The sequence below is a fragment of the Curtobacterium sp. 'Ferrero' genome (assembly GCF_002412165.1).
GTDB lineage: Bacteria > Actinomycetota > Actinomycetes > Actinomycetales > Microbacteriaceae > Curtobacterium.
Genome location: NZ_NXIA01000003.1, coordinates 239,671 through 263,168, shown reverse-complemented (window position 1 = coordinate 263,168; position 23,498 = coordinate 239,671). Strand labels below are relative to the sequence as shown.

24 protein-coding genes are annotated in these 23,498 nt (G+C 66.1%); 14 read left to right on the top strand and 10 right to left on the bottom strand.

Annotation, left to right across the window (positions count from 1 at the left end):
- Nucleotides 1–12 precede the first annotated feature (12 nt).
- The 3 genes from Csp2054_RS05275 to Csp2054_RS05265 all read right to left on the bottom strand — a co-directional run bounded on the left by Csp2054_RS05275 (nucleotide 13) and on the right by Csp2054_RS05265 (nucleotide 4,302).
- Nucleotides 13–1,569, bottom strand: coding sequence for a hydantoinase/oxoprolinase N-terminal domain-containing protein (locus Csp2054_RS05275; protein WP_096898246.1), 1,557 nt, complete (start codon nucleotides 1,567–1,569; stop codon nucleotides 13–15).
- A gap of 164 nt (nucleotides 1,570–1,733) precedes the next feature.
- Nucleotides 1,734–3,101: a purine-cytosine permease family protein gene (locus Csp2054_RS05270; RefSeq protein WP_096898245.1), complete on the bottom strand. Its 1,368-nt coding sequence runs from the start codon at nucleotides 3,099–3,101 to the stop codon at nucleotides 1,734–1,736.
- A 250-nt stretch (nucleotides 3,102–3,351) separates the two neighbouring features.
- Nucleotides 3,352–4,302, bottom strand: a complete 951-nt coding sequence (locus Csp2054_RS05265) for a family 43 glycosylhydrolase (protein ID WP_096898244.1) — start codon at nucleotides 4,300–4,302, stop codon at nucleotides 3,352–3,354.
- A 145-nt stretch (nucleotides 4,303–4,447) separates the two neighbouring features.
- Between Csp2054_RS05265 and Csp2054_RS05260 the strand changes: the two genes are divergently transcribed.
- From Csp2054_RS05260 to Csp2054_RS05245, 4 genes are read left to right on the top strand one after another with little or no spacing between them, the layout of a single operon-like run.
- Nucleotides 4,448–5,359: a hypothetical protein gene (locus Csp2054_RS05260; RefSeq protein WP_141399145.1), complete on the top strand. Its 912-nt coding sequence runs from the start codon at nucleotides 4,448–4,450 to the stop codon at nucleotides 5,357–5,359.
- A gap of 9 nt (nucleotides 5,360–5,368) precedes the next feature.
- Nucleotides 5,369–5,617: a hypothetical protein gene (locus tag Csp2054_RS05255; protein WP_096898242.1), complete on the top strand. Its 249-nt coding sequence runs from the start codon at nucleotides 5,369–5,371 to the stop codon at nucleotides 5,615–5,617.
- Nucleotides 5,618–5,662: 45 nt separating this feature from the next.
- The gene (locus Csp2054_RS05250; protein ID WP_141399144.1) at nucleotides 5,663–6,145 is read left to right on the top strand and encodes a hypothetical protein; all 483 of its coding nucleotides are present in this window, start codon (nucleotides 5,663–5,665) and stop codon (nucleotides 6,143–6,145) included.
- Between the two features lie 5 nt (nucleotides 6,146–6,150).
- A complete protein-coding gene (locus Csp2054_RS05245; RefSeq protein WP_096898240.1) occupies nucleotides 6,151–6,612 on the top strand; it encodes a hypothetical protein in 462 nt (153 codons plus the stop codon).
- A 379-nt stretch (nucleotides 6,613–6,991) separates the two neighbouring features.
- Here the strand turns inward: Csp2054_RS05245 and Csp2054_RS05240 are convergent, their stop codons facing one another.
- The gene (locus tag Csp2054_RS05240) at nucleotides 6,992–8,185 is read right to left on the bottom strand and encodes a Shedu immune nuclease family protein (RefSeq protein ID WP_096898239.1); all 1,194 of its coding nucleotides are present in this window, start codon (nucleotides 8,183–8,185) and stop codon (nucleotides 6,992–6,994) included.
- Between the two features lie 34 nt (nucleotides 8,186–8,219).
- A complete protein-coding gene (locus Csp2054_RS17660) occupies nucleotides 8,220–9,242 on the bottom strand; it encodes a hypothetical protein (protein ID WP_141399143.1) in 1,023 nt (340 codons plus the stop codon).
- A gap of 337 nt (nucleotides 9,243–9,579) precedes the next feature.
- Here Csp2054_RS17660 and Csp2054_RS05230 point away from each other — a divergent pair, with 337 nt between their 5' ends.
- Complete coding sequence (locus Csp2054_RS05230; protein ID WP_141399142.1) at nucleotides 9,580–9,987, top strand: hypothetical protein; 408 nt, start codon at nucleotides 9,580–9,582, stop codon at nucleotides 9,985–9,987.
- A 30-nt stretch (nucleotides 9,988–10,017) separates the two neighbouring features.
- On the top strand, nucleotides 10,018–10,578 hold the full coding sequence (locus tag Csp2054_RS18700; RefSeq protein ID WP_141399141.1) for an exonuclease domain-containing protein: 561 nt from the start codon (nucleotides 10,018–10,020) through the stop codon (nucleotides 10,576–10,578).
- Here the strand turns inward: Csp2054_RS18700 and Csp2054_RS18695 are convergent.
- The gene (locus tag Csp2054_RS18695) at nucleotides 10,523–10,891 is read right to left on the bottom strand and encodes a GNAT family N-acetyltransferase (RefSeq protein ID WP_411897136.1); all 369 of its coding nucleotides are present in this window, start codon (nucleotides 10,889–10,891) and stop codon (nucleotides 10,523–10,525) included. The genes Csp2054_RS18700 and Csp2054_RS18695 overlap by 56 nt on opposite strands.
- An 18-nt stretch (nucleotides 10,892–10,909) precedes the next feature.
- Nucleotides 10,910–11,041 (bottom strand): hypothetical protein, encoded by a 132-nt coding sequence (locus Csp2054_RS18495; RefSeq protein ID WP_255252617.1) that lies wholly within the window; start codon nucleotides 11,039–11,041, stop codon nucleotides 10,910–10,912.
- Between the two features lie 74 nt (nucleotides 11,042–11,115).
- On the opposite strand from Csp2054_RS18495, the gene Csp2054_RS05220 reads away from it, so the two are divergent.
- The 3 genes from Csp2054_RS05220 (at nucleotide 11,116) to Csp2054_RS05210 (ending at nucleotide 13,377) form a co-directional block, all read left to right on the top strand.
- On the top strand, nucleotides 11,116–11,310 hold the full coding sequence (locus tag Csp2054_RS05220; RefSeq protein WP_096898236.1) for a hypothetical protein: 195 nt from the start codon (nucleotides 11,116–11,118) through the stop codon (nucleotides 11,308–11,310).
- Between the two features lie 219 nt (nucleotides 11,311–11,529).
- A complete protein-coding gene (locus Csp2054_RS05215) occupies nucleotides 11,530–12,414 on the top strand; it encodes a sce7726 family protein (RefSeq protein ID WP_141399140.1) in 885 nt (294 codons plus the stop codon).
- A gap of 33 nt (nucleotides 12,415–12,447) precedes the next feature.
- A complete protein-coding gene (locus tag Csp2054_RS05210; protein ID WP_096898234.1) occupies nucleotides 12,448–13,377 on the top strand; it encodes a sce7725 family protein in 930 nt (309 codons plus the stop codon).
- Nucleotides 13,378–13,731: 354 nt separating this feature from the next.
- Here Csp2054_RS05210 and Csp2054_RS05205 read toward each other — a convergent pair whose 3' ends face one another.
- The gene (locus tag Csp2054_RS05205; RefSeq protein WP_096898233.1) at nucleotides 13,732–14,796 is read right to left on the bottom strand and encodes a hypothetical protein; all 1,065 of its coding nucleotides are present in this window, start codon (nucleotides 14,794–14,796) and stop codon (nucleotides 13,732–13,734) included.
- A gap of 519 nt (nucleotides 14,797–15,315) precedes the next feature.
- Between Csp2054_RS05205 and Csp2054_RS05200 the strand changes: the two genes are divergently transcribed.
- Together Csp2054_RS05200 and Csp2054_RS05195 are read left to right on the top strand one after the other, a co-directional pair.
- Nucleotides 15,316–16,236 carry a transcriptional regulator gene (locus tag Csp2054_RS05200; RefSeq protein WP_096898232.1) on the top strand — a complete coding sequence of 307 codons (921 nt, stop codon included), beginning with the start codon at nucleotides 15,316–15,318 and terminating at the stop codon, nucleotides 16,234–16,236.
- A gap of 277 nt (nucleotides 16,237–16,513) precedes the next feature.
- Nucleotides 16,514–16,708, top strand: a complete 195-nt coding sequence (locus tag Csp2054_RS05195) for a hypothetical protein (protein ID WP_141399139.1) — start codon at nucleotides 16,514–16,516, stop codon at nucleotides 16,706–16,708.
- A gap of 51 nt (nucleotides 16,709–16,759) precedes the next feature.
- On the opposite strand, the gene Csp2054_RS05190 is transcribed toward Csp2054_RS05195, so the two are convergent.
- Nucleotides 16,760–17,782: a PIN domain-containing protein gene (locus tag Csp2054_RS05190; protein WP_176491566.1), complete on the bottom strand. Its 1,023-nt coding sequence runs from the start codon at nucleotides 17,780–17,782 to the stop codon at nucleotides 16,760–16,762.
- Nucleotides 17,783–18,197: 415 nt separating this feature from the next.
- Between Csp2054_RS05190 and Csp2054_RS18670 the strand changes: the two genes are divergently transcribed.
- The 3 genes from Csp2054_RS18670 (at nucleotide 18,198) to Csp2054_RS05175 (ending at nucleotide 22,099) form a co-directional block, all read left to right on the top strand.
- Nucleotides 18,198–19,703 (top strand): histone-like nucleoid-structuring protein Lsr2, encoded by a 1,506-nt coding sequence (locus tag Csp2054_RS18670; RefSeq protein ID WP_317951516.1) that lies wholly within the window; start codon nucleotides 18,198–18,200, stop codon nucleotides 19,701–19,703.
- A complete protein-coding gene (locus Csp2054_RS05180) occupies nucleotides 19,672–20,112 on the top strand; it encodes a hypothetical protein (protein WP_141399138.1) in 441 nt (146 codons plus the stop codon). The genes Csp2054_RS18670 and Csp2054_RS05180 overlap by 32 nt, the downstream gene beginning before the upstream one ends.
- Nucleotides 20,113–21,355: 1,243 nt before the next feature.
- Nucleotides 21,356–22,099: a hypothetical protein gene (locus Csp2054_RS05175; RefSeq protein ID WP_096898227.1), complete on the top strand. Its 744-nt coding sequence runs from the start codon at nucleotides 21,356–21,358 to the stop codon at nucleotides 22,097–22,099.
- Nucleotides 22,100–22,711: 612 nt separating this feature from the next.
- On the opposite strand, the gene Csp2054_RS05170 is transcribed toward Csp2054_RS05175, so the two are convergent.
- Nucleotides 22,712–23,311, bottom strand: coding sequence for a hypothetical protein (locus Csp2054_RS05170; RefSeq protein WP_141399137.1), 600 nt, complete (start codon nucleotides 23,309–23,311; stop codon nucleotides 22,712–22,714).
- Nucleotides 23,312–23,498: the final 187 nt, after the last annotated feature.

Here is a 23,498-nt window from a genome sequence, read left to right as displayed (position 1 = left end):
CCTCGATCGTGCTCACCGGACCAGCGCCCCGAGCGCGAGGTCGCCCACGGCCTTCGCGCGGATGCGGGTGGCGTTGCCGGGCAGGTACGGGATCGGGACCTCGTCGAAGTCGACGATCGCGACGCTCGACGGGTCCGCACCGGCTGCCACGGCCCGGTCGACGGCCTCCTGGCGGGCCTCGTCGACGACGCTCGCCCGCTTGCCGTCGCTGATGGCGTAGACCTTGTCGACCTCGCCGGAGACCTGCGCGATCGCGGCGCCGATGGCGTTCGCGACAGAGTAGTGCTCGGGGCGGTGCACCGTGCCGAGGCCCGGGAGCTCGTCGGGCAGCAGCACCGACCCGCCGCCGACCGCGACGACGGGCAGCGGTGCCGACGACGTCCGCATCCGCTCGACGACGTCCGCGACGCGCTCCGCGATCACCGCGAGGGCACGCTCAGCGACCTCGGCGGGCACGCCCCGGACCCGGGCGGCGTCGCCGATCGCCCCTCGCCCGCCGCGCACGGCGACGTCGGTGGCGGTGAGGGTGTCGCCGCCGAAGACCAGCCCCTCCTGCGTGAGGCGGTAGCCGACGGAGTCCGGTCCGACGAGCGCGCCGTCCTCACGGATGCGCGAGCCGCCGCCGATGCCGATCGACAGCACGTCGGGCATGCGGAAGTTCGTGCGGATGCCGGCGACGGTCACCTCGCCCGTCGCCTCGCGCGGGAAGCCGCCGGTCAGGACGCCGACGTCGCTCGTGGTGCCGCCGACGTCGACGACCGCACAGGTGTCGAACCCGGACAGCACGGCCGCGCCGCGCATCGAGTTCGTGGGGCCGGAGGCGAAGGTGGCGACCGGGTAGCGGCGGGCGTACTCGACGTCCATCAGGGTGCCGTCGTTCTGGCTGAGGAAGAGCGGCGCCGCGATGCCGCTCGACGACACCGACGCGGACAGGCCGTCGACGATGCCGTCCGCGAGCTCCCGGAGCGCGGCGTTGATGATCGTCGCGTTCTCCCGCTCGAGCAGTCCGATGCGGCCGATCTCGCTCGACAGCGAGAACGCGACGTCGGGACCGAGCTCGGCGGCGAGGATCTCCTGGGCGCGCTGCTCGAACTCGTCGTTGATCGGCGAGAACACGGACGAGATCGCCACGGAGCGGATGCCCGCCGCCGCGATGGCCTCGGCGTGGCGCTTCAGCTCGTCCGGGTCCAGCTCCGAGATCACGCGGCCGTCGAACTCGTGGCCGCCGTGGGCGAGGAACGCGCGGGCCTGCACGGCGTCGACGAGGTGGCCGGGCCAGTCCGTGAACGGCGGCAGCGAGGCCGTGGCGGGCAGGCCGAGCCGGACCGCCGCGGTCGGCGCGAGGCCGCGCGCCTCGATGAGCGCGTTGATGAAGTGCGTGGTCCCGATCATGACCCCGTCGACGTCGGCCGAGCCGAAGTCGCGCTGCTCGCGGAGGCCGGCGAGCGCCGCGACGATGCCGGAGGTGACGTCCTCGCTCGTGGACCGTTTCACGGCGGCGGCGACCGTGCTGCCGTCCATGAGGACGGCGTCGGTGTTGGTGCCGCCGACGTCGATGCCGATGCGCATGGGGTTCCTTCCGGGTGGTGCGGGTACGGGGTGGTGCGGGTACGGGGTGGTGCGGGTGCGGGGTGGTGTCGGGGACCGGCCGTCCCGCCGCCGGATCAGGTGGGGGCGGGACGACCGGCCGTGGGTGGCGGCCGGGTGGGGGGACCCGACCGCCGGTCTGGGCGCTACGGGGCGGGGGCGGGGGCCGGCGCGGGTGCGTGCTCGTCGGCCGCGGGCTGCTCGGTCCTGCTGACGCCGAGTCCGCGGACCCATCCGGCCTTGCCTGCGACGACGTAGAGCACGAAGGCGATGACGACCGAGTTGATCGACGGGATGCCGACGGTGACGAAGTACCCGACGACCGCGGCGATCGCCCAGATGACGAGGGTCGCGGGGACCCAGGTCGGGCTCGTGGCCGGGAGCGACTCGCTCTCGCTCAGCTCGCGGCGCCACCGCTTCACGACGAAGTACTCGGCGACCATGATGCCCGCGATCGGCGGGAAGACGACACCGAGGACGATGAGGAACGGCGTGAACGCGTCGAGGAACCCGACGGCGGCGAGCACCGACCCGACGACGCCGAGCACGAGCGTGACCACCCCGCGGTTCACCTTGCGGCCGAACACGACGTCGATGAAGTTCGTGACGCCGAGGCTCGAGCTGTAGATGTTCCAGTCGTTGATCTTGAACGTGCCGAGCAGGATCACGAGGATGCCGACCCAGCCGACGCTCGACGTGATCACCCGGGTGATGTCCGACGAGCCGACCGCGTGGGCGAGCAGGACCCCGGCGAGGCCGATCACGTACTCGCCGAGCGTCACCCCGAGTGCGGTCTGCTTGACGACGTCGCCGACCGACCGGTTGAAGCGGGTCATGTCGGGGGTGATCACCGCGCCGACGATGAACCCACCGGCGACGAGGGTGGTGCCCGCGACGAAGCTGAGCTCCGGACCGGCCGGGGCCTTCGCGGCGAGTTCGGCGATGGAGTGCTTGCTCAGCTCGACCACCACGGCCCAACCGACGAGCACGAGGAACAGCGGCACCGTGACGTTCGCGAGCCACTGCATCGAGTGGAAGCCGCGCAGCACGATCGCCGTCACGACCAGGCCGAACACGAGCGACCACGCCCACGCGGGCAGGACGGGCAGGATCGCGACGAGGCCGGCGGCGGACACCCCGGACTGGATGCCGAACCAGCCGATGAGGCTGAGGCCGATCGCGAGGCCGACGAGCGCGGAACCGGCCTTGCCGAAGCCGGTCCACCGGGCGATCACGGAGGTGTTGAGGCCCTCCCGCATGCCGATGACCCCGACGAAGGCGGACACGATCTCGAGGATCACCGCGCCGAGCGTGATCGCCCAGAAAGCTTCCCAGAAGCCCATCCCGAAGCCGAGGGTGGCGCCGAGCAGGAACTGGGAGAGCGCGGAGATCTGCCCGAAGCGCTGCACGGCGACCTGGAACCAGCCGTAGCGGGCGGAGCGGGGGACACGGGACAGGGAGTAGTCGTCGACGACGACGGACGGGGCTGGTGGTGCTGACGCTGCACTGGCCATCGGGATGCTCCTGGGGGACGGGGAGCCGGTCGGGGCGACCGGGTTGCGGCAACGGTAGTGAGCGGTACGGATCTCCAGAACGGGCAGAGTGTCGTGACAGGCATGTGAACTCGTGCACACTGCACAACCCGGCTGCCGCGCTCCGATCGATCGCCGATCCCACCGAAGGGCGGACGGGAGGCGCGGGGCGGGCCCGCCACGCGCCTCCCGTCCGGACCTGGCGGCGTCCGCGACCGCGTGGCCGGACCGCTCAGTCGGCTGCGGTCGACGACACCGTCGGCACCCCGCCGACGAGCGTGAGCTCCGTCCCCGCGATCAGCCACGTGTGTCCGTCGTCGGGGTTGCCCTGGAAGAAGAGGTACTCGCGGCCGTCGTCGTCGCGGAGGTACCCCGGGTGGCCCGACTCGGAGTGGTTCCAGGAGCCCTCGGACCCGGCGGGCACGAGCGGCTCGTCCGACCCGCGCGTCCACGTGCGGCCGTCCGGACTCGTGGCCCAGCCGATCTGCTGCGGCGCGTTGTTGTAGGCGCCCGCGTAGAACATGGTGAACCGCTCGCCGTCCCAGCGCAGCGCCGGCGCCTCGATGCAGTCCTGCTCCCACGGCAGCTCCGGCGCCAGTGCCGGGCCATCGACCGACAGCTGCTCCCAGTCCCCCGGGCCGTATGCACTGCCCAGACGCGCCCGCGAGGTCCCGAGCAGCTGCGTCGTCATCGTCGGGTCGCGCGTCACCCACGCCAGTAGCAGCCACTCCCCCGCCACCACGAGGTCCGCGTCGATCGCCCGGCCGCACGTCCAGTCCCCGGTCGGTCGGAACACCGGGTTCTGCGGGTTCGGGGTGAACGTCACGCCATCGTCGCTGACCGCGTGGCAGATCGAGTCCTCGCGGCCGCGGCCGTAGGTCTGGAAGAAGAGGTGCACCCGGCCGTCGATCACCACCGCGCCGGGGGCTGCCGCTCCGCTGCGGTCGTACTCGCCGAACGACGGGAGCTCCGCCACGGTGTGCCACGAGACCAGGTCGTCGCTCTCCGCGATGCCGACGGACCAGCCCTCGGGTTCGTCGTCGCTCGCGGAGGGCAGCGAGAAGTAGAGCAGGTAGCGGTCGCCGAAGCGGATGACCGAGGGGTCCTTGGCGTATGGGCGTCCGCGGCGGGAGGTGTCGCCCCAGGGGGTGCCGAGGAGGCGGACGGTGGGGGCGGGGGTCATGGGGACAGCCTGCTCCGTCGGTGCGGGTGGGGTCGCAGCCGGGGTTGTGACGTGGACCGCTTGCCAGCGGATCGGGTCTTGCTCGGCGCTGCACATCGCGAGGTGCTGCGTTCCGGCGCTTCGGTCGTTGCGAAACCGTGACCACGTGAGCGAGATATCGTCTTTCAGCCGTGAAGTTTCAATGCCAGGATGCGATTGCGGCGACGAGGCCGCCGAAAGGATCACGATGAACCCCTTCACCCACCGCCGAACCGGTCTGGCATTGATCACCGTCGTCTGCGCATCGCTCAGCGCATCGCTTCTCGGCGCGGTTCCCGCGTCCGCTTCCCCAAGCGATGCCCCGGCGATCGTCCAACGCGCGGAACACGCGCTCGGCCTGCAGGACGATGACGTGACCGATGCGGTTCGGGTGCTGGATCCTGGCACGGTCGAGACGATCCCCGCTTCCGCGGACGCGCCTGCGGTGCCGGTCGTCGTGAACCCCGACAACCGACCGGGTGCTTCATACACCGCCGACACGCTCGCCGACGATTCGATTCGCTTCGCAGCTGTGTTCTCCTCGCGAACAGCGAGCACAGCCTCGTGGAAGCTCGCGGAGGGATCCGAGCTCGACGCCCTTCCCGACGGACGCGTGAGCGTCGGTGACGCCGACGGCAACCTCCTCGCGGGGATCGAAGCTCCATGGGCCGTCGACGCAACCGGGCAGCGAGTCCCCACGCACTACACCGTGTCAGGAACCACACTGACCCAGCACCTCAACTACACGCCGAACACGGTGTTCCCGGTCGTCGCCGATCCGAAGATCACGTCATTCCCCGGATACTGGACCGTGAAGTTCACCCGCTCCGAGAGCATCACGGTCACCAGCACCGTGGCTGCCTGCGCTGCGTTCTTCTCGAAGTCGCCCGTTCCCGCGCTCAAAGCCCTGACCATCGGGTGCGCTGTGTTCGCCGCGTACGGCACCCCACAGCTCGCGAACGGGAAGTGCCTCAGCGTCCACATCCTGGGTGCGCCACCCGTGTTCGCGACCTGGTGGCCCACGTGGCCCAAGTGCTAGGAACAGATCATGACACTCCTGATCGGCCTGCTCGTCGGAGGAGCTTTCGGCGTTGCGTCGGCCTTCGCGAACCGGTTCTGGGGAACCGTGCTCGCGTGTGTCCCGATCGCTTTGTGGTTCATCGCCTTCGCCGTCGTGTCACGTGGTGGCCTCCGAGGCGACGAGGTGGGCCCGCTCTGCTACGGACTGTTCGGCGTCGTCGTCGGCCTGTTCGTCGGGCAGATGGTCAACCGTCAGAATGCACGCCGCACCCGCTGACGATCGAACATCGCCAGCGCCGGCGCCGGCGCCGCAGGCGCCGGCATGGCCGATCCGGGCGTGACCCAACTCGGCGTGCACACGCTGACCGACGACCGGGCAATGCCGTACCGCACCGACCATGCCTCCGAGGCCGACGAGGACCGGCGCGCGAATGAGCCCGACGACGATCACCCCGGCAGCAGCAAGGACGGCACCTACCGGTCAGAGAACAACGACCCTGGCCGCGTCGATGTCGCCCAGAAGGAAGGCGCTGGGCCCAAGCATGTCGGCAAGAGGCTCGGCGCGGAGGCCGAGACCACGAAAGTAGCACCCCTCGACGGTGTACCGAACGCCCGCGTCCACGACGGCTTGGCGAAGAAGCCCGGCGGCACCTACGTCGGCATCGAGATCAAGAGCGGCACCGCCAGCCGGAACTCCGCGCAGCTCGCCTTCGACGCCGCTGTCAGTCCCAGCAACCCAGCCACCGCGAGCCTCAACGGCAAGCACATCAAGATCCCCGGGGCCATCGAGGAGAAAGTACCCTGAGCCCGATGTTCGTCATGACCACCAACTCCGAGTCCAGCATGCGGCTCACGGACAGCTTCCGGCCGTACCGGGACCAGATCCGCTTCAACCTCGGTCAGCTCGACAACGACGAGGACTGGGCCTATCAGCTCTGGTTCGTGCCCGACTCGGCTGGTTGGCCCGACGCACCTGGCTACTCAGACTTCGACTGGAACAGCCGCTACATCCAAGCCGGCGGCAGCGCCGAGCGGATGAGCGTCGAGATCCAACGCGTCGAGGACGGCGAGCTGCGTCACTACGTCGTCGGGCGAGCGCACGACACCGATGAACCGCTCACCGAGACGGTCAACGTCGTCGGCACCGACCACCCCGTGCACCCGGCCGAGGTGTTCGACGCCGACGAAGCGACCGAGATCTTCTTCCACTACTTCGGCGACAGCGGCACCGTGCCTGACGGGTACGTGCTGCGCTACCTCGACCTGTCGTAGTACGGCGCAAACCAATCACCCGCGCTCGGCCAGCCACCGTGCATGTGTCGGGGTGTCGCGCCGAGGCGGCAAAAAGAAGACCCCCTCCGGATCCGGCTAGTTCACCGATCCGAAGGGGGTCTTCACTGGCGGGCGATTCACGGATCTCCCTACTTCCGCGCAGCGACGCGGTTTCGGAAGGATGGGCGTTGCGGTCGTTTCCTCCGAGCTGTGCCGGATTTTCCTCCGGGTGACGCCATCCCCACCTGACCTGGGCTTTCCTGGCTTCCAGACCTTCGCGTTCCGAGCGGGGCCAGCCTTATCGCCGAAGGAGCCGGGGCTGCGTCCGCTCGAGTCGTTCCTGCGAGAGTATGCGGTGGCCGTCAGACCTGCTTGGTTCCTAACCCTCGATGATGAACCTGGCGCGCTCGTAGAGCTCGTCGAACGTGATGACCTCAACCTCGTTGTGCGATTTTCGGTAGAGCTCGAACGACTCCATCTGCTCGCCGTTGACGCCGGCGTCGGTTCTGAACTCGGCGAGGCTGCCAATGACCAAGACTTGCCGTGGCCGGGTCGTAGAGAAGTCCAGGCCGGTTGGTGAGCCGTCCGGGGCCGTCTTGCCCTCAATCTGCTTGATCATGTACCGGAACGCCTTGCGCACGGTTTTCTGTAGCTGCGCCGTCCCGCCGACGAGCTCGTCAGACGGAGCATAAACGTCCGGCGGACGGTACGCTGCGGCCTTCAGGAGCTCGGTGTCGTGGCGTTTGATTTCACAGAACAGGAGCGTGCTGATGCGGGCGCGCGTTCGCATTATCGCGTCGCTTCGCTTGCCCGCGCCTGTCCAGACGTTGTTGCCGACAGTAATACGTTCGAGCTTTCCCTCGTCGAGTGCAGCGTGAGAGACGAGGTCGAGCCCGTACCCGAAGATCCAAGACGCATCTTCGAAGAAGCGCTGCCATACCGTTTCTACGCCTCCGCCCCCGCTTGCCACCCGCTGCTGCATGTAGTCCGGATCGTGCAGTAGGCGCTCGAACTCCGCCAGGTGTTGCTTGCGGCCAGCAAGGGCGGCCATCTCTTTCTCAGTGAGCGGGGTCTCGAGCGCGGACTGAATGATGGGAAGGATGTCAGCGCGCGAACGTCCCTTCAGGGCCGCGGCGAGTTCCGCGTCTCCTGCGTCGATGACGCGGAAGGCTGAGCCGTCGACCTCGATCGTTGCGAGGTTGACGAGATAGGCCATCAGGCGCATGAAGTTCTCATGCCCGCCATCAGTGTCGACGAGCGCCTTGATGACGTGGCTTCCGCGGATCTTGCCCGTTTCCCAGTCCTGAATCGCACGTTTGCTCTTGTCGCGCTTCCAGAGCCGGATGCGAGGCGAATATGTGTCGCCATGCGCAATGAGACGAACTCCGCAGTACAAAGCCACTCGCTCGCGGTCGTCGAGGAGGAAGTCCTTGATCAGTCTGTGGCCATCGACGTCGTAAAAGTAATGGAACGTGTCCGTGCCGGGTCGGATCTCGAGCCCGTCAAGCTCTTGATGCTCCATGTCCAGAGTCGTGGGGTCATCAAGGTTGTCCAGCCAGCCTTGGAAGGTCATCGATCGATCCCGATGCCGTTCGAAGGTTTCGTTCTCACGCCCCGAGCTCCTCGTAGTCGATCGCACTCAGTAACGCCTGCAGTTCCGGCTGCTCGTCGAGCGGGAGCGGCGTGAGTGTCTTGGATACTCCGACCTGTTTCAGTTGCAGTTCTGAGGTCACGTCGTTGAGGATGCGGGCGGACTCAGTCGTCGTCCACTGCACACCGTCCAGCCAGTCCCGTTCGAACCGTGCTGCGACGAGTACGTCGGGGTGGCGGTTGCCGTATGCGTCGCGTTCCGGTGTCGTCGCGGCGACGATGCGGACCGAGTTCAGCCCGGGCGCGACAGCGAACGCTTCTTTGACGGTGACGAGGATGCAGCCGGCGACTGCGGTCGCGTGCCACACTGCTGCTTCCTTCTTCGGCACGGCTTTGATGGTCGGCCGACCCGTTGGGGTGACTTCGGGTTTCTTCTGCGGCATGCCGGCGAGTGTGGGGACGATGACAACGAGGGTGGCTTCGTCTCCGGTGACACCGAGCGGTGCGGCCGCGGCGTCGTTGTCTTCGAAAGCAGCCGCGAGAGTAGCGATGACCGCGTCTGGGTCGTTCGCCTGGAGCTGCGCCCATTCAGCGTCGAGTTGTGCCTGGGCAGCGGCGCGCTGCTTGGCCAGCTCGAGTTCCCGGGCATGAATCTCTGACTGTGCTGCCGCGGCTGCTTGTGCGAGGGCGTCGCGTCGGCGACCGCGGGCGAAGATGCTGATGCCTCTGAGGCTTGCCTTGCGATGGCGCTGCTCCACCTCAGCGGTGTCGATGAGTGGCGGTTCCGGAGCAACGGGCTGCTGAACAGGAGTGAAGTGCTCATGGTGCAAGCTCTCGATTCGTCGGTACACCTCGACGAGCTGGTCAGCGGCTTCCGCGCGGCTCGACGCGGCACCCGACCGGGTCACCGAGCCGGACGAGCTGCGCCGGCTGACACCGAGGCTCGTCGAATAGGTGACCGGCCCGACCCCTGAGGAGAAGCCTGTCGCTCCGCCGCCGACATGAACTCGTGCCGCTCGCGGGCCGATGCTCGTCCGCACGCCTCGGCTTGACACTCGCACCCGCACACCGGGTGCCATCCGAACTGAGAACCCCACGGACTCAGCCTAGAGGTGACATTGGCTCAGCCTCAAACCCCTCTCTGGGTGGTCGAATTGGCACGTCAGGCGACGGGCACGGACCGCCCGTTGCATGCCATCGACGAGCATCAGGTCGCCTGTCAGCCCCACTGCACGCCAGCGCAGACAAAGATCCCATCCGATCACGAACGAACACACTGGATACGAGCACCCAGACCGTGAACCTGGCTTCACGCTCGTTGCCCCTATCGCGGCCGCTTGGATACCGTTGCACAGTAGACGAGGAATGAGGCAAACGGTGGCGAAGAGCAACCTAGGCGCGTACCAGACGATGGTGGAGCTGGCGAAGAAGACGAACGGCCCGGTCAAGCTCGGCATCTACATCCTGGCGGGCGGCGTATTCATCGGTTCAGTGGCCGGCGCAGCTGCCGGTCCCGCAGTCAAGAAGGGCGCGAGTCGAACGGTTGCGTCGGTCAGGCGACGTTTCACGACGACGGCGGCGGCAGCGGGACGCGTGTACACAGTCTCTACCGGCGCAGATTGCGGCGCGGGGAACTACCTGCAGGTCGGCGACCGGTTCCGGATTGTTAAGGAGATCGAAGAAGGCGTGCTGATCGTCCTCGTGGGCGAAGACGAACCTTTCGGCATGGTCGACCCGGCGCTGCTCAGCAGCATCTCTGACTTCCGGCGCAACGGCAAAGCCTAACCTCGCTGCCCTTGCGCGGCGCGGCGGCTAGTGCCGGAGAGCCCAGCCGCAGCGACGCATATCCATGAAATCTCGCAGGCCGACGTGGCCGGTGAGCCACAGTTCGCGGAGGGGGCGCCGATGGTCGTCGCCGCGCTCACGAAGGTCGCGGTCGTGGCGCACAACGCGAACTTCGATATGGCATTCCTCCGTGATGAGTTGAAGGCCGCCGGTTGGAGTGCTCCGCGAATTGCGTCGTACCGCACATCGGACGCCAGCTACGCGTACCCGCCAAAGATGGACCGCCGCCGCATCGCTGCCTGTTGTGCGCTTCAGTCCAGGCACCCCCGCCCGATGCTGCACCGGCTCCGCCGCCGGCTACAGCTGGCAGCGACCGGCTTGATGGAATGCGCGTATCGGAGCGGACTGCTGACTTGCTGGAGAGTGGCTTGCGGTCGAAGCAGTGACCGGCGCCTCGCCCTTCTGGCAGAGGTCCCCCTTATGAGCGCCGTCACGTGCCGTCGTCGAGACGCTCTGCGAAGATCAGCGCCGTCGGTCATGATTCGACGCGGATCAGCTCCTTCGCAGCGACCGGTCGGTCGTCGTCGCTGAGGATGAATGGCTTCCCTGACATGGGCGACGGCCAGGCGAGGGCGCCTCGTTCGCGTACATCCCAGCCGAGTGCTCGAAGAAGACCCGCGCCGTCGCGGGTAGTCGTCGCGACGACCCGCTGGAAGCCGGCGTCGCGGGCTAGGGCGACGCCTTCTTGCTCGAGTGCCGTTGCGAGCTTGTCCTTTCGGTGGGGCGGAGCGACGCAGATGTGTTGCAGTACCGCTGTCTGTGTGTCGACGATGCGCAGCTTGGAGTCCAGATACGGCGCGAGGAAGGCGTAACCGACAACCTCGTCGTTCTCATCTGCCGCGATGAGAAGGACGTGCAGGGCTCATACCTCTGCGGGGAGGTCGAAGAACCCCTGGAGGTCGAGTTCGTCTTGCGGGTCGGGTAGTGCCTGCTGCGCCAGCGCCTCCACGCCGGGGACGTCTTCACGGGTGGCGAGGCGGATCCCGATGGGCACGGGGAGAGCATCTCACAGCTCCCGTTCACCGCCGCGCATAGGTCGAGGGTCGCTCGTTCCCAGAAGGAGACACTGTGATCGAAACGACCACCACCCCCGCCACCGCGACCGCCGTCTGGCGGTACCGCCCGTTGCCGAGGGCTGGCCGGCCCGTTCGGAACGGGTTCACTGGCTATGACGAGTCGGCTGCAGCAGCGCTGGCGAACGCCGTCGGCCTGCAATTGGTGCTCCTCTCCTCCGACGGCGTCGAGGCGAGCGGTGCTCGGTGACGCCTGTTGATTACGGACGTCCATCTAAGGGTGGGCTCCCCGTACCGCACTTGGCGCTGCCCAGACGTTCGGACGCTGCCCGCCCTCATTTCAACGCTGCAGGTAAGCCCCTCAGACGCGCGATTGCGCGCCCAGGCCATCTGCCGGGTGCCTGCTGCCTGCTTGCCGCGCACGGATGCGGTGAGGACGGTGATTGCGGTGACGGATAGGCTCCCGGGCGTGGAAGGCACTCCGGATCGCAGACAGGGCGCCCTGCTGGCGTCGGTGTTCTCGCCGGTGACGGTGCGTGGATTGGCACGTGAGGACGTCGGCGCTGCGGCGCCGCGGTTGCAGATTCTGGCCGAGTTGATGCGCGCCGTTCCTGGCGCCTCCGTTGGTGACGCTTTCGATGCGGCGCATCGGCTGCTGTCCCGCGGATACCGAAGCGAGTACGTCTTCAAGAACGACATCGTCTCTCGTGTGGTGTTTGGCCGGCACAGCCCTCGCACGGCGTCGGCGCTCGTTGAGCAGCCGACGGGTGAGTCCATCGCTGACGTGATGGTGCTGAACGGTACGACCACCATCTACGAGGTGAAGACTGACCTGGACCAGTTCACCCGGCTCGCCGGCCAGTTGAGGGATTACTGCAGCAGAGCCGAGTTCGTGAATGTCGTCACGTCTCCGGCACGCGTTGCTGCCGCCGCGGCGGCGACTCCGGAGCACGTTGGCATCATTGCGTTGCAGCAGCGTCGTGGTCAGCTGACGACGTTTCGTGCTGCGCAATCGAACCTGGCGCGTTTGAACGTCGCCCATCTGTTCCGGTTCCTTCGGACCGCGGAGGTGCAGGCTGTGCTGCGGCAAACGCATGCGTATGAACCGAACAGCCATCAGGGGCTGATGTGGGAGGAGATGGAGCACCTGTTCATGACCTTGCCGATTCCGGTGGCGCACAACCTGGTGCTTCAGCAGCTCCGCACCCGCGCCGATTCGTTGCGCGATGTGGTCACTGCGCCAGAGCTGCCGGAGAGTCTTCGCGCTCTCATGTATACGCAGTCACCTTCGAAGGTTGGGGTGCGTCGTCTGCGCGAGCGTCTGCGCCTGCCGGTGGCCCTCTTTCTGGGGTAGGAGCTGTGAACCCTTTCATGCGAACGTGAGGAAGTGTATTTTCCTTACCTCTATGGTCGTACCGCCGAACTGCTAGCGATCACGGAATCGGCTCACGATTTCGGCTCTCCGCAGCAGATCTTCCCTCTGATCGAAGCTGTTCGCCCGTCGGCGGCCCTACGTCGTTGCTTGGATGCGGTTGAAAAGGCCGGCAAGGAGATTTACGTCATCGTCAACCCGTCGCGCGGGAAGCTGCAGGCTCCGTCAGCGCAGACGCTTTGGCAGACGGAGATGACTGCGCACCTCGCGAAGTCATCAGTAGTGCGGCCCACATTCCGACAGGAGGACAGCACGCCGTTGACGGCACTCCAAGCGTTCGTGAAGCAGTACTCCGGTCGCGCCATCGGCGTAGTCCTCACGTCAAATGCGATTGCGCCAGCGGACGTTGCCGCGGCACTGAGTAATGCCAATGCGGTGGTGTTCCTGATGACCTCGGTGAACCGGACTGCTTACTCGACTGCCGTTGGAAGTGCGGCAACTATTGATGTTGAGGATAACTTCCAGACCGAGGCACGCAACGCGGACTACGTTGGTACCAAGGGGCAGGGGACGAACCACCTTACGTGGACAGGTCGGGCCGGCTTCAGCGACTTCACCGTGCTGCCCGCTGTATTCAAGGACGGCGGCGGCCCAACCGGGGCCGTCGCAGTGCATCTGACGTATGAAGAGCCTGCTGAACTTCGAGTGCAGCATTTCGTTTCGACGATCACCTCGAGTGGCGGTGCGCCGAGCCCGAAGTTCGCGCAGGCACTGAATCAGCTCGTGGCGCAGTTCGCAGCTACTCCCTCCCGGTTCCGGAAGTCCCCCGCACTCGACGACTACCTTCACCAGGCAAAGGTGGGTCAGTACACCAGCCCGGAGCGGAACAAGCGCCTGCAGATCATCCATCACCTCTTCACTGTCGCGCGGCACCTCGGGCTTTAGGCAATAGCGGCTGTCCTCCGCTCCTGGCCAGAGCCGCCCAACCAGGGAGAGCAGTGCAATGCTGGGCTGCCTCCCGCGTCACGCCTTTGCGAGGCGGCATGGGCTGGATCGCGCTTCGCCCCGTGAGGGCTCACCATTTTGAGTGCGACGTGGCCGCTGGGGACAGCGGCCACGTCTTGCCAGAGGTGTGCGCGGAGCCAGTCGGTGACCTTGGACACGTTGAACGGATCCCCATCCTTGACCGGTGACGTCGACGACCAGCACGACATCGTTCGCGTCCACAAGCTTCTTAATGCCGTCCCGGAGCTCTCCCGCGGCGAACTCCGTATCGGCTGGTGCTGGTGCTGGTGCAGATCAGCTTTGCGCCAGCCGATAGCGGAGTTCGGCGATGAACTCGAGCGCGTGCCCGGCGAAGTGGCTGGAGTGGACATCGACCCGACGCAGGGCCATGTGCTGCAGGACAGCCGAACGGCTCTGCTTTGAAAGATGCGGAGCGACGGAGCCGAGTTTCCAGATGACGACGGCCAGGACTGCTCCGATGGGGCGGTCCACGAGCCGGTTTCGCCGGCCGCCTGACGGAGCGCCGCCCGCGTGAACAGCTCGCGCTAACGCTCTGCACGCGCGGTCACGTGTCGCGCTGCTCTCCTCGGAGGTAAGCGCGACGTAGACGTCATCGATCGCCTCGGCGAGCGTTTTCGTGCTGTTGCGGTACCCGTTCCGGTGGGCGCCGACAACGCCGGCGATCGTTGCGCAGATGCCGACGACGACTCCGACTGTATCGCCGGCACTCGAACCCATCGTGCAGAGGTTGATCCCGTTGGCCAGCAGCGCGCCGCACCCGACGCCCGACAGTATCGGCATGAGTGTTCGCAGCAGGGTTACGTGACGCGGCGCAACGACGGCTACCGACAGTGCGGGCGGGCAGGTCAGCGCGATGAATGACACCGCCAGCAGGCTCAACAGACCTACGAGGGCGCCGTTCACAAGCAGTTCGGTCGCGTCCGGGGCGCCTTGCGCGAGCAGCAGGAGGCGGGCGGAGGAGAAGCTCAGCAAGATTGCGAAGGCACAGAGGACCAGTGCGAGGCCGCCGCGCATCCAATGGTTGACACGCTCGACCACCATGGCGGCGGCTCGGCCCCACCGCGCGTATAGCCCTCCCATCACGGACACCGCTGAGAGCATCAGCGCAGCGAGGAGGCGCGTTCCAATTGGAGCGGGCAGCAACGCCAAGCTCCCGAGCGCAGCGGATCCGGAGATGACCGCGGAGGCGATGAGTGTCGGCTTTGCCCATGGAGGGGTCACAGTCAGTGCCCGGTCTCCCGTGATTGCTCGCTCTTGCGCGACGAGCATCAGAGCGGAGGTGTCCTTCCGCGACCAGTCGGAGGAGCGCTGCAACGGGTCCGGCAGAGAGGTGCGCATGTGTCGATCGTGCCGATGAGCACTGACAAACGAGACCCTGACGTTCGCTGGGCGCTCACGCGCTCAGCACAGCGGTCGCACGGCGTTGTCACGGCGGTGCTGCTGGAAGCAAGATCAGCGAACAACTCCTTCGGCTTCCCTTCCGTTGGATGCTCGGAGGTTGCGTGGGCCGTCCGCAGTGGGCGCGGATCCGGCTCCGAGCGATGTACACGTATATGTCGTCGTCGCATCGCCGAGGACGGTCCCCGCAGCCACAAGTCCGGATGAGGTCCGCGCTGTCGCATCCTCGCGGTGACGGGGCAGGAAACTTCACTTCACAGGAGGTACCCGAAGGCGTGCAACTCCACCCTTCGGTCCTGCAAGACGCCCTGAGCTGTATCGCACTCTGTCGCAGTGCGGTCGCAGCGACGAATCGGATGAGTGGTGTTGAAGTGCAGTTTGCGGCAGCGCAAGATGATCGTTGAGGGCTGCCGCCACCGCGACGTGGTGTTCTGACCGGAACGGCAGTACGTTCCTGCCATGAACGACATCGACATGGAGCAGCAGGATCGGATCGCTGCGGAGGACAGGGTGGAAGCAGCTGCCCGTGTCCGCCGCGGGTATCTGCAGATCCGTGCTTCGTTCGTGCAGAAGGCATTCGGCGACGACCGCGCGAGCACCCTCGCGACGCTGGTGCAGGCTCGGCAGCCGCGGGCGTTGCTGCTGTACCTCATGCTGCTCTATGTGTGGCCGTGGCTCAAGGACGAGAACGAACCGTTGGAAGCGACAGCTTGGATGAACTTGCTCCATTCCCGGCTTAGCGTCGACGATCGTGATGCGCAGTCATTGACTTGGTCTGAGTCGACGTTGTCACGAACTTGGCGGTATCTGGAGAAGCAGCAGCTTGTCACGAAGACGCGCGGGAAGCGGAGCCGCTTGCTGGTCAAACCGCTTCGCGAGGACCGAAGCGGCGCCTACGAAGCTCCGTCCGGCGAGAAAGAGAACTGGGACGAGGTGTATTTCACCATTCCGGACCGTTTCTGGCTTGGCGAGGATTTCGCTCGACTTTCCACACCCGGGCTGGCGATGCTGCTTGTCATCGCTAAGGAGACGAATCGGAAGAAGGAGTTTCGTGCCACCTTCGACCAGTTCGCGGCGTGGTATGGCTTCAGCCGCAGCACCGTCGCCGCTGGCATCAGCGAGCTCCGCGACGCCGGCATGCTCGTCGAACGCATCGAATGGATTGACGCTCGCCTGTCGAAGATCCGTAAGACCAAAGAGGTGCACTACTCCCTAGCTGGGCCCTACAGCACGGCCGCGCGGAACACCGCGAAGCGTAACGCGGACCGGCGCCGTCAACGCGCCGCGAAGGAACCGTCGCAGCAGTCGCGACGGCGGACGCCAAGGTTCAGCGGCAGCACCCAGACGAAAGGTCGCACTGGTGTCACGAAACGTCGATGAACGGTGGCGGACTAGACGCCACGCGATACGAGACGGATGGAGCTCGACGCTGCGGTACGTCGTCGTCGTAACTGTTCCCGGGCTCAGTGTTGTCTTCGGCGCGTGGCTGCTCAGGCACGTGTAACAGCGTCAGGTTGCAGCGAACGACTTAGAGCGCGAACCCGCCGACTTCGACGCGCTGTCCACCTCCCCACGGCATGCTGAGGAGGACGTGAGCGTCTGTTGCGCCATCGCCGTCCGGTCCCCCCAATGGTCGGAGCCTCTCTGTCCTCGCCGCATGTCGACAAAAGTGGCTGATCGGGAACGCGCGACCAGCCGTTCACGGGATGCGTTCGTTGATGGCCGCGGCCTTACCGTCATCCTCGACGATGACGATGTTGCGGCGATGGCGGAGCTCAGTCGCGACGGGAGTTGGGATCTCAGGTCCGCTGCTGGCTGGTTGTTCGACCAACGCATCAAACCGCTGATCTGATGGGCCAGCGGCGCGTGTCCTGTCGAGTCACGCTCCGACGTCCGGGGTAGCTCATCGGTACGGGCTGATGTCGTCGATGCTGAACTCGAGGTCAGTCCCGTAGTGCGACAGCTCTGCAGTGCCGGTGAGGACAACCGCCGTCGTTTCGCTACTTTCAACGAGTTCAGGCGTTCGACTATCGTCGACCAGGGTTTGGGTGACGACGTCGAAGTTCATGCGAACTTCGAAATTGATGTGCAGGTTGAACGTGCCGTAGTACACGCGGGTGTGTTGGTAGAGCAGTTTGGGGTCACCAGCGTCTACGAGCCGCACGGCATCGACATCGTCCAGACCGACGTCAGCGGGGCTAAGCGATGGCGGATCGCCGGCGAGTAGGTGGTCCATGAGCCGGTACTCGAGGTCATCTGGTTCGCTGTAGCCGTAGCCGGCCGCGTCCTCGTCGCTGAGGAACACACCGGGGATGCTCACCTTTGTGAGATCGGGCACCCAGTCCAATCCGACGGGGTCAATGTTTCGGTCCAGGATGTCGTCCAGCAGCTGCGGGTGGAGGGCCGCCTTTCCGTCCGACTTCAATGCGAACGCTGCCAGATCTGACGAGACGAAGATGACATCGTCCTCTTCCCACCATTGTTCGGCTGTGTCGAGGACGAACCACCAGTGCAACGCGTCCCGGTACCCAGTTCCGGATTCGGAGAACGGCCTAATCCGATTGATTGCGCGGCGCGCGAGTTCTCGATGCTCGACGATCGGCACAGCAAGATCGACGGTGACCCCAACCGCGGCGAATCGTTGATGCAGTGTCTGCTCGTAGCGTTCCCCTTCCGCGAGCGCTTCGTCGGCGGCTGCGTCGAGGTGGGTTCGCACCGCTTCGGATGCGCGCCGCCGTTCCTTGCGGATACTGACGGCGGTCGCGGCGCGAGTTCGTTTGTAGACGGCGACGGCTTCGTCTACGGCGAGCCGCGGCACGATGATCTTCAGGCGCGCGCCGTTGATGGCCTCCGCCGCGTTATCCCAGAACGCGCCGCGCAACATCGGGTTCGATACCAGGACGTTCGCGTCGAGGATGAGGATCACCGTCTGAGAGTAACGCCGGTTTCCATGGATAAGCCGTTCGACGGGGCACCGCATCCGGAGCAGCATCCACTGGCCGAGACCACTGGCTTTCGCCAGCGATCAACCGCTCTGCCGGCCCGAGGCAGGGGTGGCCGGAACCCTCGGTGATTCAGGGTGCCGTCCGGGAGGGAATAAGCACGGCGGCTCCCCCTTTCTGGGGTACTCCTGCCGACCAGCGAACGCACGGGAAGCCCGTACCGTAGATGAGCGTTCGTCGATACGGCTGGCGTCATGTCACGTTTGGACTGGGGACGTTTTGGGGCTGCTTAATTGGCTATTCGGCCCGCGTCGGCGCACGGACGCGAAGGGTTCTACGGCGGGAGCCGGTTCGCCGCGTCCGCACGCTCCGATCGTTCCTGCGTACGCGGTCATTGATGTGGAGACGACGGGGCTTTCGCCGCTTCGCGACCGAATCATCGAGCTTGCGATTGTTCGGATCGACGAGTCGGGCGTTGTGGTCGACGAGTGGGTATCGCGGTTCAACCCGGACGGTCCAGTCGGCGCTACACATATTCACGGCATCACGGACGCTGACGTCGCCGCCGAGCCACGGTTCGCAGACGTCGCGTCGTCGATTGTCGCCGCGCTGTCCGGTCTTGCCGTCGTGGCCCACAACGCAACGTTCGACCTCGCGTTCCTCCGCCACGAGTTGGCAGCCGCCGGTTGGCGTGTCCCACGGATAGCGTCGTACTGCACGCTGGACGCCAGCTACGCTTACTTGCCGGACATGGACCGCCGACGCCTTGTCGACTGCTGCTGCGCAGTCGGAGTGCGTCTCGATGACGCGCATTCCGCGCTCGGAGACGCTCGAGCTGCCGCCGCACTGCTCGGTGCATACCTGAGCGTGAACGGCGGACCGGACCCGGTTCTGATGGAAGTGACGGCGTCCGCTCGCTCCGCGGCTTGGCCGTCGCGCCCAGCGGGTCGACCGTCGACGGCGCAGCGAGAGCCTGCCGGCGCCGCGAATCCGGTCCGCCCGCTACGGATCACTCCACCGAAACCGCCCGCCCCAGCGTTGCTGCAGCAGCTGACGGCGATGTCGCTGCTCGAGGTGATCGATGAGGGTGCTCCCGCCGGCACAACGGCCTACGTGGAGCTGCTCTTCGACGCGCTGGAAGACGGCGATATCACGGGCACAGAAGCTCAAGCGCTGCAGGAGCTCGTGGCCGAGTTCCACTTGTCAGCTGCGGACACGCATTCAGCGCATGAAGCATTCCTGCTCGCGCTCGCCCACCGGGCCCTGGACGACGGTCGCGTCTCGCACCAGGAGCGCCGCGAGCTGAAGACCGTGGCGTCCCTGCTGGGTGTCGCGGAAGCGAAGGTGAAGCAGGTCCTTGACCGGGCCGACGCTGCCCGTGATGCCCGGTTGGGAGCCGAGCTCCTGCCGCTGCCAGCCGCCTGGCCGCACGGCGAGCCCTTGCGCGTCGGAGACCGGGTCGTTTTCACCGGCTGCGACGAAGCGCAACGGTTCCGCCTTGAGCAACGCGCCCAGGAACTTGGCGTCCGGGTCGCCGGCTCCGTCTCCCGACTCACCGCCGTGCTCGTCACCGACGGGGCGTTCTCAGGCACCAAAGCCGCGAAGGCGCAGCAACTCGGCACTCGCCAGGTCCACCCAGACACCTTCGCCCTGCTACTGCAGCATCTGCAACCCGCCGTCAGCAGATCGGCGACCGTGCACGACCGGAAGCAGATCGCTCCGCCGCCCGATTCCGCCGCGTCCGTCGCTCCACCCGGCCCTGGCGCTGCTGGCGCTGCGCAGCTTGCATCATCACCTGCAGCCATCCGTGCGTGGGCGTCCGCGAATGGGTTCGACGTCGGAACTCGCGGGCGTCTGCCTCGTGAGGTTTCTGATGCGTTCGCAGCTGCTCACCCCGGAACCTGACCAAGCAGAACGCCGGTACGAGACGTCCATCTTCGACTCAGGGGGAAATCCGATGGAAAGCATACGAAGCGCCGGGACGCGCCTGCGGTCATGGGTTCACGACGGGTGGCCCGAGGTGAAAAAGCAAAAATGGAACTTCACCGGGTTCGGTGTTGGCGCGGCCGCAGGCACGATCGGCATCATCGTCATGATCCATATTTTGGAGCGGGCGACCGCAACGCCGCTTGCAGTGGTGAGCGTCGCAGCTGGCATTGTTGCTCTCTTCGGTGCTCTTCTTCGAGTCACTGCGCACTTCTACGGCGGGCCAAGGAGCAAGGGCGTGGACATGGCGGGGAAAACTCTCGCCCTGTGCGCAGCGTTGCAACTCACACTGTTGGGGCTCTTCGAACTCGGGCTACTCGGCGCATGACCAGCGACGCAAGCCCCGCTCCAGCCCACGGATACGCGGGACGAAGCCGCGCAGAAAAGAGAGAAGCTTCATTCTGGACCACGACCGGATGGCGATCACGGGCGCTTTCGACACCGCGCGGCGGCTGTTGTCAGAGACTGGTGCTCGTCAGCGACCATTCGGCTGGGACGACATCGCAGACGAACGAGCGTTCACCGTTGCCCTGCAAGGCTTACTGGAAGAACTCTCGGCTCACTTCAGCGCCCGACTCCTCAACCCGGTGCCCCTCCAGCACGCCGCTGAGGCGCTTGCACGTCATCAGAGGCTGATCGAGTCGGAGAACCCGGCGTGTTCATGCACACATCTCGAGAATTAGCACACCCTGGCAGGATGCTGGGCTGATGAACCGGACCCGGCTTTCAACGGTTGCCCGTGCGGCCACCGAACCGCCCGCCCTTCGGGTCAGTTGCGGGCCCGCTCGTATCCGCGGTGAACGTACTCAGCCCACCGGGTCTGGTTCGAATCGCCACCCGAGAGGAGCGTGGCGCAGCGTCGAGTACCCATCGTGTTCGAGAGCCACTGCGAGCTGCCGAGCCCAGTGTGCGCGTCGGATGCTGATCCCGTCTCGCTGCAGCGGCATGATGCGGAGCTGCGCTGCGGTCAGCCCGCCCCACGGAGATCGCCGATCACTGTCGGTCGGGATGATCAGTGGCCGCTGATTACCGCCCCATCCCCGACCAGCGGATGCGTCCTCGAGCGTGCTGTACCCACTCGCTTGCAACGCGTCGGAGAGGGCAGCCAGCCGCTCCGGGTCGGCGCTTAGCAGCGGTTGCCGTCGCAGCAGCGCGACCGGGATCTGCGCGTAGTCGGATCGCTCAAGATCCGTGGGCGTGGGGAACATATTTCCCTCTTCCTGGCGGCGGTAGACCGCCAGTGCCTCTATGCACGGACATCGGGCGGAGCCGCGTTCAACTGCGCAGGCGAGCGCCGATCGTCCAAAGCTGCTTCGAGTGCACGTCTTCAGCGACGTTACCCTCGCTTCGGTAGGTGAAGGCGTGCGGCGATCACCGCCAACGAAGGTTCATTCGCGCTGACCGCGCGGGAACAACGTCCAGCCGCTTGTCTCGCATCCCGATACCGTTGAAGAAGGCTCGAACCGCAGCCGTGGGCACAGCTCGTCTCCCGGCAGGCGAATCGACGATGGGGTCGTCGCAACGACGACCGCAGTTGCTACACGCCAGCGATAACTTGATGGAGGGCGCGAATGTCGAAGCGGTTCAGCATCCCCGAGGAGCACGAGTCGGCCCTGCACTTCCTGGTGCTGGTGGAGGAAGCAACGGACCAGCACATCGCCAGCGCTGTCGCCGCCACCATTCACGGCGGCATGTTCAAAGGACTGGGATTGGCGCATGTCATCGGGTTCGCGCCCATCGGCTCCGATCTGGAGCGACTCGGTTTCGCCACACGTCGAGATGGAGTCCTCGTCCCCACGGCTGCTGGAATCCGCACAGCGGCTAAGTTGGCCAAGGCCGCTGAAGCTCCGCCAGCACCACAGTCGGTGATCGTAGGCATCGCAAGTGAACCCGTGTTTTATACGCAGATCCTGCAGGAGCTAGCTGACCGCGCTGATGTACTCGTGGTCGACCGGTTCCTCGGCGCGGCTGATGTTGTGGTCCTCGGTCAACTGCATGCGGTAAGACGTGTACTGACCGGCTCAACCCGCAGCCACAGCCGAGGTGAACGCTCCGATGCTGCGCGTCGGGACCAGCTGGCGATCGCCGTCGGCTCCCTCTCAGATGTTCGCGTCCGGTTCTCCACCGAGTTGCATGACCGGTACATGCTTCCGAGCGACGGCAAAGGACTGATGCTTGGAGGTTCGCTCGGCGGTCGGAAAATCACCGCGGCTGTGGAACTGTCAGAGCCCGCGACACGGCACCTCCGAGCCGAGTTCGACGCCGTGTGGGACCGTTCATCCCCGGTTGAAGGAGTCACCCCTCCCGCCGCCTGACCCTGAGCAAGTGGCAGACCTCGGCGATGGTGTCGGTGTCAGTGTCGGTGTCGGTGTCGGTGTCGGTGTCGGTGTCGGTGTCGGTGTCGGTGTCGGGGAGGATGTCGGCGTCGGGTGGGAGCAGTGCGGTGACCTCGGGACCACGTAACTGTCACCACAGCGGACGGAACCCCGGAGCCGATGCGAGCGCCCGGGCCCGTCCGCCGGGGACGAGAGTTCTTCGTCCTCTGGGTCGCGACTGAAGACGAGTGGGAGCGGGCTCAGCACGAGGACACGGAGCCAGATGGCTTGCCCTGGCCCGCGGAAGCCGTCGTCGGACTTACGCCCGATCCGCACTCGAGCTGAGGACGCTGTTACAGCAGTTGCGCAAGCCGTTCACCTGGATGAGAGCGACCTGAAGTCTGCCAGGACGACCGGTCGTGACCGGTCAAGCATGAGCGTCGGCAAGCGCCGCGCCGAGATGCCATCCGCACTGAGAATCCCACGGGCTCCGTGAAGAGGTGCCATCGACTCAGCCTCCGGCCCCGTTTCCGGGTGACCGAACCCGTGACGTTGAGCGACGAACCTTGACCGCCCGTTTCCGTCCCGTCAACCAGCAGGCGGCGACGTCGGTCACTTCCCTCCCAAGTGTCGCCGCCTCGATGCTTCTGCCTGGGCTGTCTGCTCGCTGCAAGCGGTTGTCGCCTCGTATGCGCGGCGGTAGCGGGAGCGGTCCGTCGCTCCCCTCTTCCGCGGCCCGTGCACACGGGAGTCGCGGTCGGAGAGGAACGCGTCGATGCGGGGGAGGTTCGTCGCGGCAGCGATGAAGGTGAACACGAAGCTCTGCGCTGCGAGACCGCGCATGCGCGCCTGCGGTTCTCGTCCGGCGTTCATCTGCATGTTGAGGGACTCGGAGGCCTGCCGGGCGTGGGCGTAGTAGCGGAGCCACTCGTCTGCGGCTTCGGCTTCGGCTTCGGCTTCGGCTTCGGCTTCGGCGCGACGGGTAGCGGAACTGTTGCCCATGTCGAGCCGGCTTCGGTCGGTGATGAGCTGGACGCCGAGCTGCGACAGCGGGTCGTGGAAGTTCACAGGGGTGAGGCCCATGGAGTACGCACGGTCGACCGCGAGACGGTTCGGCTTCCAGCCGCGCGCCTGGAGCGATGTGATGCCCGCGAGCGCCCGGTCAGGTGAGAGTTCCCGAACTCTTGAGAGAAAGCCCTGGTCAAAGATCAACTCACGCGAGCGGACGAAGGACCGACCGATGCAACGCCGCAAGGCCGAAGCGACGCACCTATTCATCCGTGCGCGCCAACGAAGACAGGAGGCGAGCCGCTAGTCCGTGCCTGCTGAAGCGCATCTGAACTCGGCATGCGATCGCCGCGAGCCACGACGAAGGCCCCCCAGGGATTCCCTGGGGGGC

What these genes read in the sequence shown, in the direction of transcription:
- Csp2054_RS05275 (WP_096898246.1), bottom strand. Translation starts at nt 1,569, where the DNA reads ATGCGCATCGGCATCGACGTCGGCGGCACCAACACCGACGCCGTCCTC.
- Csp2054_RS05270 (WP_096898245.1), bottom strand. Translation starts at nt 3,101, where the DNA reads ATGGCCAGTGCAGCGTCAGCACCACCAGCCCCGTCCGTCGTCGTCGAC.
- Csp2054_RS05265 (WP_096898244.1), bottom strand. Translation starts at nt 4,302, where the DNA reads ATGACCCCCGCCCCCACCGTCCGCCTCCTCGGCACCCCCTGGGGCGAC.
- Csp2054_RS05255 (WP_096898242.1), top strand. Translation starts at nt 5,369, where the DNA reads ATGACACTCCTGATCGGCCTGCTCGTCGGAGGAGCTTTCGGCGTTGCG.
- Csp2054_RS05250 (WP_141399144.1), top strand. Translation starts at nt 5,663, where the DNA reads ATGGCCGATCCGGGCGTGACCCAACTCGGCGTGCACACGCTGACCGAC.
- Csp2054_RS05245 (WP_096898240.1), top strand. Translation starts at nt 6,151, where the DNA reads ATGTTCGTCATGACCACCAACTCCGAGTCCAGCATGCGGCTCACGGAC.
- Csp2054_RS05240 (WP_096898239.1), bottom strand. Translation starts at nt 8,185, where the DNA reads ATGACCTTCCAAGGCTGGCTGGACAACCTTGATGACCCCACGACTCTG.
- Csp2054_RS05205 (WP_096898233.1), bottom strand. Translation starts at nt 14,796, where the DNA reads ATGCGCACCTCTCTGCCGGACCCGTTGCAGCGCTCCTCCGACTGGTCG.
- Csp2054_RS05200 (WP_096898232.1), top strand. Translation starts at nt 15,316, where the DNA reads ATGAACGACATCGACATGGAGCAGCAGGATCGGATCGCTGCGGAGGAC.
- Csp2054_RS05195 (WP_141399139.1), top strand. Translation starts at nt 16,514, where the DNA reads ATGTCGACAAAAGTGGCTGATCGGGAACGCGCGACCAGCCGTTCACGG.
- Csp2054_RS05180 (WP_141399138.1), top strand. Translation starts at nt 19,672, where the DNA reads ATGCGTTCGCAGCTGCTCACCCCGGAACCTGACCAAGCAGAACGCCGG.
- Csp2054_RS05175 (WP_096898227.1), top strand. Translation starts at nt 21,356, where the DNA reads ATGTCGAAGCGGTTCAGCATCCCCGAGGAGCACGAGTCGGCCCTGCAC.